General features: G+C 59.5%; 9 protein-coding genes. All 9 read left to right on the plus strand.

The window, feature by feature from the left end; genetic code table 11:
• Positions 1–224: 224 nt before the first annotated feature.
• The 9 genes from ACTQXI_RS04975 (at position 225) to ftsZ (ending at position 11,729) form a co-directional block, all read left to right on the plus strand.
• Positions 225–1,649: a UDP-N-acetylmuramoyl-tripeptide--D-alanyl-D-alanine ligase gene (locus tag ACTQXI_RS04975; RefSeq protein ID WP_441048615.1), complete on the plus strand. Its 1,425-nt coding sequence runs from the start codon at positions 225–227 to the stop codon at positions 1,647–1,649.
• A gap of 3 nt (positions 1,650–1,652) precedes the next feature.
• Positions 1,653–2,672 carry a phospho-N-acetylmuramoyl-pentapeptide-transferase gene (mraY, locus tag ACTQXI_RS04980; protein WP_154515238.1) on the plus strand — a complete coding sequence of 340 codons (1,020 nt, stop codon included), beginning with the start codon at positions 1,653–1,655 and terminating at the stop codon, positions 2,670–2,672.
• A gap of 9 nt (positions 2,673–2,681) precedes the next feature.
• Positions 2,682–4,088 carry a UDP-N-acetylmuramoyl-L-alanine--D-glutamate ligase gene (murD, locus tag ACTQXI_RS04985; protein ID WP_441048616.1) on the plus strand — a complete coding sequence of 469 codons (1,407 nt, stop codon included), beginning with the start codon at positions 2,682–2,684 and terminating at the stop codon, positions 4,086–4,088.
• Positions 4,089–4,124: 36 nt separating this feature from the next.
• Complete coding sequence (ftsW, locus tag ACTQXI_RS04990; RefSeq protein ID WP_441048617.1) at positions 4,125–5,618, plus strand: putative lipid II flippase FtsW; 1,494 nt, start codon at positions 4,125–4,127, stop codon at positions 5,616–5,618.
• Complete coding sequence (gene murG, locus ACTQXI_RS04995) at positions 5,608–6,723, plus strand: undecaprenyldiphospho-muramoylpentapeptide beta-N-acetylglucosaminyltransferase (protein ID WP_441048618.1); 1,116 nt, start codon at positions 5,608–5,610, stop codon at positions 6,721–6,723. The genes ftsW and murG overlap by 11 nt, the downstream gene beginning before the upstream one ends.
• A gap of 96 nt (positions 6,724–6,819) precedes the next feature.
• A complete protein-coding gene (gene murC / locus ACTQXI_RS05000; protein ID WP_441048619.1) occupies positions 6,820–8,238 on the plus strand; it encodes a UDP-N-acetylmuramate--L-alanine ligase in 1,419 nt (472 codons plus the stop codon).
• A gap of 5 nt (positions 8,239–8,243) precedes the next feature.
• Positions 8,244–9,155 carry a UDP-N-acetylmuramate dehydrogenase gene (gene murB / locus ACTQXI_RS05005; protein ID WP_154515248.1) on the plus strand — a complete coding sequence of 304 codons (912 nt, stop codon included), beginning with the start codon at positions 8,244–8,246 and terminating at the stop codon, positions 9,153–9,155.
• 187 nt (positions 9,156–9,342) lie between these two features.
• The gene (locus ACTQXI_RS05010; RefSeq protein ID WP_441548404.1) at positions 9,343–10,377 is read left to right on the plus strand and encodes a cell division protein FtsQ/DivIB; all 1,035 of its coding nucleotides are present in this window, start codon (positions 9,343–9,345) and stop codon (positions 10,375–10,377) included.
• Positions 10,378–10,577: 200 nt separating this feature from the next.
• Positions 10,578–11,729 (plus strand): cell division protein FtsZ, encoded by a 1,152-nt coding sequence (ftsZ, locus tag ACTQXI_RS05015; protein ID WP_427719199.1) that lies wholly within the window; start codon positions 10,578–10,580, stop codon positions 11,727–11,729.
• Positions 11,730–11,835 lie beyond the last annotated feature (106 nt).

An 11,835-nucleotide genomic window follows, 5' to 3' on the forward strand; every position in this document is an offset into this window, starting at 1 on the left:
GAGTATGATGTCCAGCATCCCGTCCCCGTCTCTTCGATGTTGATGTTTGGCGACATTCATCTTAGGGCGGGGACGGGACATTATTACGTCAACGCTGGTCTAACGGAGAGTCCTGAAAAGGGCTGTCGATTAATCTGGAGGGTGTTCACATGCCCTGCACCACGCATGCGCGGCGCTGGGATACAATACGCCGATAGCATTATTAGGTTTACAGGGGAGCTGCAATGATAGAGATCGCCGTCAACAACCTCGCGGCCGCAACAGGGGCCCGGACCGTGACGGGAGAAGCCGATCGGGTATGCCGTGGGTGCGTTATCGACTCGCGCCAGGTTGAGGAAGGCACGATTTTTGTTGCCTTTCCGGGTGAAAAAGTCGACGGCAACGATTTTGCTTCCCGCGCCATGGAATCGGGCGCCGGTGCTGTTGTGATGACGCGCGAGCCCAACGCCGAGCTTGTATCGCTGGCTCAGCGTAAGGGCTGCGCCATCCTACACACCGATGATCCCGAGGAATTTTTGCTGCGCCTGGCACATGCCTATCGCACGCAGCTTGGCTGCCTCGTGGTTGGCATTACCGGCTCTATCGGTAAGACGACGACCAAGGATGTCCTTGCGGCAGTGCTTGCCAAGCGCTATCGCGTTTGGGCCACCAAGGGTAATTTCAACAATCTGATCGGTATGCCGCTCACGGTTTTGGCCGCTCCTGCCGACACCGAGGTGCTGGTTCTCGAGATGGGTATGAACCATTTTCACGAGATCGAGCGCCTTTCTCGGTCCGCCAATCCCAACCTTGCCATCGTGACCAAGATCGGCACCTCTCATATTGGAATCCTGGGAAGTCGCGAGAATATCGCCCGCGCTAAGTCCGAGATTGTTGGGGGCATGTGTGCCGCCGACGACCTTCTCCCGTTGCTGGTTTTGGGCGGCGAAGACGACTTCACCCCGTTCATTCGTGAGACGTTTGCCGAGCCCGCGGGTATCGACGTGATGCTGGCGGGTGTTTCAGATGTTGATGAGGTTTGCGCCCGCGGCATTCACATTGATGACGAGGGCCGCCCGGTCTTTACGCTTGACTTTGGCATGGGTGAGTCCGTTGACACCATGCTCGCCATTCCCGGCGTCCAGTCCGTTCCCAATGCCGTTAAGGCCGCCGCAGTTGCCTATCGTTTGGGTGTGACCCCCGAGCAGATCGACGCTGCCTTTAGGGGTATCGCGATTACCGGTCATCGTCAGGAGATCAAACACGCCAAGAGCGGTGCCCGCATTATCGACGACTCGTATAACGCCAGCGCCGAATCCATGGCTGCTGGCCTTGACCTGCTGTGCTCGCTTTCGTGTTCCGGCTCTCGAATGGCGATTCTGGGCGAGATGGGCGAAATGGGCGACGAGGCCCCCCGCATGCATGAGCTGGTGGGCGCCTATGCCGCGGCTAAGAAGCTCGATATGCTGGCGTGCGTGGGCGGTGAGCTGGCCGCTCGTATGGCCGAAGCCGCGCGCATGATGGGCATGGACGAGGACCGCATCCAGGTGTTCTCCGATTATCAGCAGGTGCTCGACCGTATGGCCGGCGCACTTGAGAAACATGACGTTGTGCTGGTCAAGGGCTCTCGCTTTGTCGAGCTCGACCGCTTTGTGGAAGGTGTGTGCTAGCCCATGTTCGGGAACCCCGCGTATCCTACATACCAGGCCTTTTTGGGACTTGGCATCGCCGCCGCCATTGCGCTGCTGCTCATGCCGTGGTGGATCAAGCTTCTTAAGGTCGAGGGTATCGGCCAGCAGGTCCGCGCCGATGGACCCAAACGCCACCTGATTAAGCAGGGCACGCCCACCATGGGCGGCGTTGTCATTCTCGTAGCCGTTTCGCTGACGTGCCTTTTGATGGGCAAGCTCACCACCGAGCTTGTGCTCGTGCTGCTTGCCACGCTTGCAACCGGCGTTCTGGGCCTTATTGATGATTTGACCTCTGTCACGCACGGTCGTTCGCTCGGCCTGACGCCCCACGCCAAGATGATTGGTCTCACCATTATCTGCGTCACGTTTACCGTGCTTGCCGTCAGCTGGTGCGGCGTTGCCCCCGAGATTCGTTTTCCCGGCGGTCTGACGATTGACCTCGGTATCTTCTCGACCACCATTGGTGGCCTTACCTTTCCGTGGCTCTACATCGTCTTTTGCTGGCTGATGATCGCCGGTCTTTCTAATGCCGTGAACCTGACCGATGGCCTTGACGGCCTTGCCGGTGGCACCTCCATGATTGCCATGCTTGCCATGGCTGCCATGGCGTTTTTGCACGGTGACGTAAACCTGTCTATCTTCTGTACCGCATGTGCTGGTGCTTGCCTGGGCTTCCTTTGGTTCAACTGCTATCCGGCGAGCATCTTTATGGGTGATACCGGCTCTCTTGCCTTGGGTGCGGCCTTTGCCTGCACGTCCATTATGACCAACACCGAGGTCGTCTCGCTCATCATCGGCGGCCTGTTTATCGTCGAGACCCTGTCGGTCATGATTCAGGTCGTCTACTTCCACTTTACGCATAAGCGCGTCTTCCTTATGGCGCCCATTCATCATCATTTCGAGAAGAAGGGATGGGCCGAGACTAAGGTCGTCATCCGTTTTTGGATTGTCGCTGCCGCTTTTGGCGCTCTGGGCCTTGCCCTGTTTTTCCAGTTGGGATAGTGGTTTTTCATGCCTCTTGCAGATTCCTTTAGCCTGCTCGTCTTGGGCCAGGGTAAGTCCGGTCTAGATGTCGCTCGCTGGGCGCTTGCGCACCCCGAGCGCGTGAGTACCGTTACCGTGTACGGCGGCGGCACGTCCGAGCCCAATGATGCCACGCGCTCGCTCGAGGCGCGCGGGGTATCGTTTGTCTACGGAACCGAGCAGGTCGAGGGCGCGTTTGATGTATGCGTGACGTGTCCGGGCATCTCGGAGTTCTCGGCATTCTTTAAGGCTGGCCGCGATCACGCTGCCCAGATCATGGGCGAGCCCGAGTTTGCCTACCGCCTGTCTCCCAAAAATTGGATCGCCATTACGGGCACCAACGGCAAGACAACCACCACGTCGCTGACCGACTACCTGCTTAAGGCAGCGGGCGAGGCGAGCGTTGCTGTCGGTAATATCGGTGAGCCTCCGGTGAACGAAATCGACGACCGCGCGCATAACGAGTGGTTTGTAGCTGAGCTTTCGAGCTATCAGATCGCAACGACCCAGGAGCTTCACCCCCGTGTGGCGGTGCTGCTCAACATCACCCCCGACCATCTGGGCTGGCACAAGAGCCATAAGAACTATGCGCTCGCCAAGATTAAGCTCTTCGAGAATATGGTCGATGATGACCTTGTGGTTATCGACGTCGAGGATGCCGGTATCCATGAATTCGATGAGTATGTCTACACGCCGGGTCGTCGCATCTGCAAGGTCGCCTTTGACGAGCCTGCGGGCGAGGACGCCGCATTTGTGCGCGATGACAAGATGGTCATTCGCCTGAAGGGCGTCGAGACCCCGCTCATCGCCACGTCCGAGCTCAAAATCTCCGGACATCACAATGTCATCAATGCCCTGTGCGCTGCCACGGCTGCCCTGGCCGTCGGTGCCGATGTCGACGGTGTGTGTCGCGGCCTGGCCTCATTCCAGCCGCTGGAGCACCGCGTTGAGCCCTGTGGCGAGATCGATGGCGTGCGCTTCGTCAACGATTCCAAGGCAACGAACACCGATGCGGTCGAAAAGGCCCTGACGGCGTTTCCCGACGACGACGTGATCTTGCTGCTCGGTGGTCACGATAAGGGCACGCCACTCGAGTCCTTCGCCCGCGTTGTCATGGACAACGTGCGATCGGTCGTCTGCTTTGGCGATGCGCGCGAGCGCTTTACCGCCGCTATGGACGAGGCCGATGTCGATGGTGACGTTGATATCGCTCAGGCTGACGACCTGCGCGACGCCGTCGACGTTGCCCGTTCGCTGTCGAGCCGAGGCGACGTGATCCTGCTTTCTCCCGCCTGTTCTTCGTTCGATGAGTTCTCGGGCTACGAGGAGCGCGGCCGCGTGTTTAAGGACTACGTGGCCCAGCTTGCCGCCGCAGCGAAATCGCAAATGGAATAGGGGCCGCCGGTGAGAGAGGAGAGCCCCCGACAAGGTATGAGGAGGCCCGACTCGGACCGTGCTTCCTCGCAGCGCAGTACGCCGCGTTCCGGTCGCAGCGGGCAGACGCTCAGCGAACGCTATATTGCCGGCGTCCCCGCCCGCATCATGCGCCCTCGTTTGATATTCATGGCGTGCCTGTTTACTTTAGTGTGCTTTGGTCTGCTGATGGTGTACTCGGCGTCATCGGTCGAGGCATTGCACGAGAACGGCTCGGCGACGTTTTTCCTGGTTCGACAGGCTACCTTTGCCGGGGTTGGCGTGCTTGCCATGGTTGCGATCGTTCGCGTCTTGCCGGACAGCTGGTTTGGGGAAAATGTACTTAGGATCTTCCTTATCGGCATGATTCTCTTGCTGTTTGCGGTATTTCTTGTCGGCAGTGGCAGCCGTGGCGCCACGCGCTGGCTCAACATCGCCGGTATTCAGTTCCAGCCGTCTGAGTTTTTAAAGCCGTTTGCCATCGCGTATTCGGCCATCATACTCGACCGTTTCTTTTCGCCCGGTGGCAACATCAACGAGTTCCTTCGTAAGATGGTCGTCTACTTGGGCATTTCGCTCTTTTTGATCTTTATCCAGCCCGATTATGGCACCGTCTTGATCATCTCGCTGACCCTCATGTGTATGGCGTTATTTGCGGGCCTAGACCCCAAGTTTATCATCGGCGTGATCATTCTCGTCATTGTCATGAGTGTGTTTGCGCTTGTTGCAGAGCCGTACCGCATGGTGCGTGTTCAGGTTGCCCTGAACCCTTGGGCCGACGAGTATGGCGATGGCTATCAGGCAACGCTTGCCATCATGGCGTTTGCTTCGGGCGGCTTGTTCGGCCGCGGCATCGGTAACTCCACCATGAAGTATTCGTATCTGCCCGAGGCACACAACGACTATATTCTGGCCATTATCGGCGAGGAGGTCGGTTTTGTCGGGACCGTGCTGCTCTTCCTGGTCTTTGCGATGCTGATTTACTCAGCGTTTCGCATTGCCGAACAGGCTGCGGACCGTCGCGGAGCGCTCATGGCATCGGGTTCCGCAGTCATTCTCGCGGTACAGTTTTTGATCAATGCGCTGGGCATCCTCAACGTGTTTCCCATGACGGGTAAGCCGCTGCCGTTTATCAGCTACGGCGGTTCGTCGATTATCGTATCGCTTATGCTTGCGGGGCTGATCTTGCGCGTCTCGCACGAGAGCGCCCGTCGTGATGAGTACGACCGTCGCCGCGAGAGCTTTGCCGTTATGGACGAGAGCACCGCCGGCGTGCCCCATGTGCGCGGCGATCGCCCTTCGCGCAACGGTTTTACCGTCTTGGATGGCTCTGCGTCCGAGCCGTCGGCTCGTCCGCGCCCGCGAACGGCTCCGCAGGGGCGTCCCCAACGCCCGAACCCCCGAAGCTCGGGCGGCGGATATAATCGAATCAATTTGAATTCGGACCCATCGGCGCGTCTGCGCACCGACGATCAGGGACCGCGCGTACGAAGGGATTTTCATGACCGATAAGATGACCGTTGCTATCGCAGCCGGCGGCACGGCGGGACATATCAACCCTGCGCTTGCCTTGGCTGAGGAGTTGCGCGACCGCGGACATCATGTTGTGTTCGTGGGCCAGTCGCACAAGCTCGAGGGTCGTTTGGTTCCCGAGGCCGGGTTCGATTTTGTACCTATCACGGTCACGGGCTTCGACCGTTCCCGTCCTTGGACCGCGCTGAGCTCGCTGTGGCGCGTCAATAAGGCCAAGCGCTCGCTCGCCAGCCATTTCTCAAAGGTTGGCAAGCCCGATGCGGCTATCGGTTTTGGTGCCTACGTCGAGGTCCCGCTGCTGGGCTGGTGCAAGGACGCGGGCGTTCCGTACCTGCTGCACGAGCAGAACTCTGTTCCGGGTCTGGCCAATAAGATGATGAGTTCCCATGCCGCCCGCGTGTGTATCTCGGTGCCGGCTGCGCGCTCTGTCTTTGAGCGCGAGGGCGACCCCGAGCATGTGCTTATGACCGGTAATCCGGTGCGCCGCTCGGTCATTGAGGGCGATCGCGCCCGCGGCCGCGAGGCACTTGGCGTGCCCGAGGATGCGACGCTGCTGCTCGTCTTTGGCGGTTCACTCGGTGCCCAGCATCTCAACGAGCGAGTAGCCTCGCTCAAGGGCGAGCTGCTGACCCGCGAGAATCTCTACATTTTGCATTCGACGGGAGCCGACGGCTTTGAGGACACCGAGCGCGCTTTGGCGCTGACGTCCGATGAGATGAAGCGCTATCGCGTCCAGCCCTACATTGACGACATGGGCGACATGCTAGCTGCAGCTGACCTGGTGCTCTCGCGCTCCGGCGCCTCGAGCGTGGCCGAGATTGCCGCCCTCGCCGTGCCTTCGGTGCTCGTGCCGTATCCGCATGCCACGGCCGACCACCAGACGACCAATGCGCGTTATCTGGTCGATGCCGGTGCCGGCGTGCTTTGTGCCGATGCCGATATCGATGCTCCGGCGTTTGCCGAGGAGCTGCTGCATCTGGTCGATGACGCCGCAGCGCGCGATGCCATGCGTCAGGCGGCGCGCGGGTTGGCTCAGGACCGCGCCGCCGCACTTTTGGCCGATGCGGTAGAGGGTTTGCGTTAGTTAGACGGGATATCGAGCTTGCGCTCGCGCGGATGAGGTAGGTGCGGTACAGTTAACGGGTTACAGGCAGTGTTTACGCAAGGAGTACACGAGCACATGGCTGATTCCCAGACTGCAACCTCCGCGCCCGAGTTCAAGAGCGCCCACTTTATCGGTATCGGTGGCGCCGGCATGAGCGGCATCGCTCTCGTTTTGCACGAGCGTGGCTATGCCGTTACCGGTTCCGACCTTAAGACCTCGCGCTACATTCGTCAGCTTACCCGTGCTGGCGTGAAGGTTCATGTGGGCCACGAGGCCGCCACGATCGATGAGGTCAAGCCCGACGTGGTCGTGGTCTCTACCGCTATTCCCGAGTCCAACCCCGAGCTTGTGCGTGCTCGCGAGCTCGGTATTCCTGTGTGGCCCCGCGCCAAGATGCTCTCGGCTCTGGGCCACGGCTACACCACCATCGCTGTTGCCGGCACGCACGGCAAGACCACGACGTCCTCGATGTGTGCCACCATGCTCGACCGCATGGGTCTGGATCCCAGCTTTTTGATCGGCGGTATCGTCGAGGGTTACGATACCAACGGAAAGAACGGCTCGGGTGACTACTTTGTCGCCGAGGCCGATGAGTCTGACAGCTCGTTCCTGTTCCTGAACCCCAACGTGGTCATCGTGACCAACGTCGAGGCCGACCATCTCGACCACTACTCGGGCATCGAGGAGATCGAGGCCACCTTTGCCAAGTTTATGGGCCTGGTTGGAGAGAGCGGTACCGTCATCGTTTGCGGTGAGGACCCGCATCTGGTCGAACTCGCCAAGTCGACGGGTCGCCACGTGCTTTCCTATGGCTTTGCCGAAACCAACGACGTCGTCTGCGTGCATCCGGATGTCAAGGGCATTCAGAGCGACTTTATCGTTCGCTTTGAGGATGGGACCGAGCATGCTGTCGAGATCAAGAGCAACCCCGGTCGTCACAACATGCTCAACGCCACGGCAGTGCTAACCGTTGCCCATGTCCTGGGTCTCGACGTCGACGCCGCAGCCGAGGCGCTTTCGAGCTTTGAGGGCGTCCGCCGCCGCTTTACCCATGTGGGCGATATTGACGGCATCACCGTGGTCGATGACTACGGCCATCATCCCACCGAGATCAAGGCGACGCTTGCCGCCGCCTCGTCGCTGGGCTATAAGCATGTTGACGTCGTGTTCCAGCCGCACCGCTATTCGCGTTTGCAGGCGCTGTGCGATGACTTTGCCGATGCCTTCGCCAATGCCGATAAGCTGCTGCTCATCGATGTGTTCTCTGCCGGCGAGATGCCGATTCCGGGCGTAACCTCCAAGATGCTCGCTGATACTGTGCGCGCCAAGCACCCTGGCAAGGAGGTCGTGTACTGCTCCAGCCGTCTCGAGCTCAATCGTGAGCTCGATAAGATGGTAGGTGAGGGCGATCTGCTGCTTACTATGGGCGCCGGCGACGTTACGACCGTTGGCCCCGAGTTCATCGAGTATCTGACTGCCAAGAAAGACGCTTAGCCCCTATGGGTCTGTTTAACGCCGTCATGGCGCTTTCGGGCATGATCGACACGGATGTAGTCGAGGATGAACGCCTTGCGCGTCATACGAGTTATCGTATCGGCGGCAAGGCCGACCTCTTCGTGACGTGCCATAGCTATCATGCCCTTCGTCGTGCCGTGGCAGTACTCGACCGTGAGCAGGTGCCGTGGGTCATTATCGGCAAGGGATCTAATCTGCTCGTTGCCGATGCGGGCTATCGCGGCGCCGTCATTTCGCTGGGGCGTGAGTTTCAGCGCACCGTTGTTGCCGAGGACGGTTGCACGCTGACCGTTGGCGCGGGCGTTATGTTCGCACGTTTGGTCAACGATGCCCTGTCGCGCGGGCTTTCGGGCCTTGAGTTTGCGGTTGGCATCCCCGGCTCGGTCGGCGGCGCCGTATCTATGAACGCCGGTACGCGTACCGAGTGGATAGGTTCGCTTGTCGAGGATGTGGTCACGTTTGACCCGGCATCCGGCATTAAGCATTATGCGGGGTCCGAGATTGCCTGGGGCTACCGTGAGTGCAGCCTGCCGCGTAACGAGATTATTCTCGAGTGCGTGCTTAAGCTCAAGCCTGCGCCTAAGGCCGACATTCGCGAGCGTATGGAGCGGTACCTGACGAGGCGCAAACGCACGCAGCCCATGGGTCGCGCTTCTTGCGGGTCGGTCTTTCGCAATCCACCCGACGCGAGCGTTGGCAAGCTGATTGAGGATTGTGGATTAAAGGGTTTTTCGGTTGGCGGTGCGGAAGTTTCGCCCGTACACGCTAATTTTATCGTTAATAACGGTACCGCCTCGGCCGATGACGTGGCCGCGGTTATCAGGCATGTGCACGGAAAGGTGAGGGAGGCGTATGGCATCGAGCTCAGACCGGAAGTCAAATTCCTCGGCTTCTAGAGCATCGAAACCTACCTTCCGCCGCGCCGGAGGGCGTTCCGGCGCACCCGTCCAGCCTCAACGCAAGCCCCCTGTGTCCTCCAAGCCCGCTGGATCCGTACGGTCCGCCAAACGTCCGGTCGTCGGCTCGCAACTTGGTGGACGCCCTGCCGCAAAAAAGACGGTTCACCCGGCTCCGCGCCCCTCGGTGACGCCTAAGTCGGCGATGGGTGCCAAGCCCTCTCGCCCCATAGTGACGCCCAAGCCCTCGCTGGGGGCTAAAGCGACGCATCCCGGTCGTGCGTTGGGCGCTGCCAAGCCGCGCTCGTTGACGTCGGTGCCCGCCACTAAGGCACCTGCGACCAATAAGGGTATCAATCCGCTGTCGTCGCTTGGCGCCATGGCGAGTAAGACGTCCGAGGCCGCCTCTGCCGTTAAGGGCAAGGGCAAAATCGTGGGCGGTATCTTGGCGGCTGTGGCCGTGCTTGCCGTCGTTGCCATCGTCGTTATCAATTCCGGCCTGTTTGCCGCTACCGATATTCAGATCGAGGGCAGCGAGCATGTGACCAAGCACGATGCCATGCAGCTGATCAGTCTGCCCGAGAACACATCGCTCTTCAACGTAAATCCCGACCAGATTACCGAAGATCTCAAGCAGAACCCGTGGGTTTCGGGCGTGGACGTTCAACGGCAGTTTCCCCACACGCTCGTCATTACGCCGACGGAGCGCAAGGTCACCGCGATCGCTTATATAAGTTCCGACGATCTTGCCTGGGCCATCGGCGACGATGACACCTGGATCGCACCGCTTTCGACCTCTGTGGAGGTGGACGACCAGGGAAATGTCGTCACTTCGGGTGAGGGCGCCAACACATTGAGCGGCATCGATGCTGCGTTGGCGCTGGCCAAGCACTACGGGGCCGTGCTGCTTACCGATGTCTCGGCTGATGTCGAGCCGGTTTCGGGGCGGGCTGTTTCTTCCAAGGCCGTTAAAGCGGGCCTGGATTACGTGCGTGGTTTTTCCGGCGAATTCTTGGCGCAGATCAAGGATATTTCTATACCTTCGGTCGAGGCCATCTCGGCGAATCTTGATAATGGCGTTGAGGTCTCGCTGGGCGATTCTGATGATATCGCCAAGAAGGAACGCGTCGTGACCAAGCTTCTGTCGCAGGTAGAGGGCGTAACCTACATCAACGTTCGGTCTCCCGGCAACTATACGTTTAGAAACGCACCGACCGCTTAGCGTCGGTGCGTGGCTTTGTTGAGGGGCCATACCACGCCGTTTATCTGGTTTGTTTGGTTTTCACGGTCAATTATTTGACTGATACGTTCATAATGTGCAAACATAATACGGTTTACCTTTGCATTTACTTTCAACCTGAAGGTTAATGTGCGCAGGGGTCAACCCATGCTATGGCTATAACCTTTGTTCGGAGGACCGACATGCACGAGACAGAGATCAACAACTACCTTGCCGTCATTAAGGTGGTCGGCGTCGGCGGCGGCGGTACCAACGCGGTCAATCGAATGATCGAAGAGGGCATTCGTGGCGTCGAGTTTGTTGCCATCAACACCGATGCTCAGGCGCTCGCGATCTCTGATGCCGATATCAAGGTCCACATCGGCACCGACCTTACCCGCGGCCTGGGCGCTGGCGCCAACCCCGAGGTTGGTCGCAAGGCTGCCGATGAGTCCCGCGATGACATCGCCGAGGCGCTCGCTGGCGCCGACATGGTGTTCATCACCTGCGGTGAGGGCGGTGGCACCGGCACCGGCGCCGCTCCCATCGTTGCCGATATCGCGATGAACGAGGTCGGTGCGCTGACCGTCGCCGTCGTGACCAAGCCCTTCACCTTCGAGGGCCGCAAGCGTAAGAAGAGCGCCGAAGAGGGCATTAAGACCCTTTCCGATTGCGTCGACACCATGATCGTTATCCCTAACGACAAGCTGCTCGACATCGCCGAGAAGAAGACCACCATGCTCGAGGCCTTCGCGATTGCCGATGGCGTCCTTTCCCAGGGCACCCAGGGCATCACCGACCTCATCACCGTCCCGGGCATCATCAACCTGGACTTCGCTGATGTTAAGACCATCATGAAGCAGGCCGGCACCGCCATGATGGGTATCGGTACTTCTTCTGGGGACACCCGTGCCGTCGACGCCGCCCAGCAGGCTATTTCCAGCCCGCTGCTCGAGAGCTCTATCGATGGTGCTACGCGCGTCCTGCTCTCCATCGCAGGCTCCAAGGATCTGGGCATCCAAGAGATCAGCGACGCTGCCGACGTTGTCGCCAACGCCGTCGATCCCGAGGCCAACATCATCTTCGGTACCGTTGTCGACGAGTCCCTGGGCGATCAGGTGCGCATCACCGTTATCGCTACGGGCTTCTCCGACTCTAATGTCAACCGTCAGGACGAGCTCTTCGCTGCCCAGCAGTCCCAGAGCAAGGCTTCCGTTGTCGAGCCTCAGCGTACCGCTCCCGCTGCAAGCTCGGCTCAGTCTGCCCCGACCCGCAATGTCGGCGGTACGGAGCTTCCCAATTTTGGTAACGACCAGTTTGAGCTTCCCGACTTCCTTAAGCGTGGTAGCTTCTAGTTCGTTTTTCTCAACGACCTGCACGGGGTGTATCCATTTGGATGCACCCCGTTTTGTTTCTCGTTTGTAAACGAAAGTCTCCAATCTCTTTACGTTCCCCTTACGT

It is taken from the genome of Collinsella sp. LCP19S3_C9, assembly GCF_052121575.1.
Classification (GTDB): Bacteria; Actinomycetota; Coriobacteriia; order Coriobacteriales; family Coriobacteriaceae; genus Collinsella.

Excerpts from the sequence above, each read along its gene's own strand:
- mraY (WP_154515238.1), top strand. The coding sequence starts at position 1,653 with ATGTTCGGGAACCCCGCGTATCCTACATACCAGGCCTTTTTGGGACTT.
- ACTQXI_RS04975 (WP_441048615.1), top strand. The coding sequence starts at position 225 with ATGATAGAGATCGCCGTCAACAACCTCGCGGCCGCAACAGGGGCCCGG.
- murG (WP_441048618.1), top strand. The coding sequence starts at position 5,608 with ATGACCGATAAGATGACCGTTGCTATCGCAGCCGGCGGCACGGCGGGA.
- murC (WP_441048619.1), top strand. The coding sequence starts at position 6,820 with ATGGCTGATTCCCAGACTGCAACCTCCGCGCCCGAGTTCAAGAGCGCC.
- ftsW (WP_441048617.1), top strand. The coding sequence starts at position 4,125 with ATGAGGAGGCCCGACTCGGACCGTGCTTCCTCGCAGCGCAGTACGCCG.
- ftsZ (WP_427719199.1), top strand. The coding sequence starts at position 10,578 with ATGCACGAGACAGAGATCAACAACTACCTTGCCGTCATTAAGGTGGTC.
- murD (WP_441048616.1), top strand. The coding sequence starts at position 2,682 with ATGCCTCTTGCAGATTCCTTTAGCCTGCTCGTCTTGGGCCAGGGTAAG.
- murB (WP_154515248.1), top strand. The coding sequence starts at position 8,244 with ATGGGTCTGTTTAACGCCGTCATGGCGCTTTCGGGCATGATCGACACG.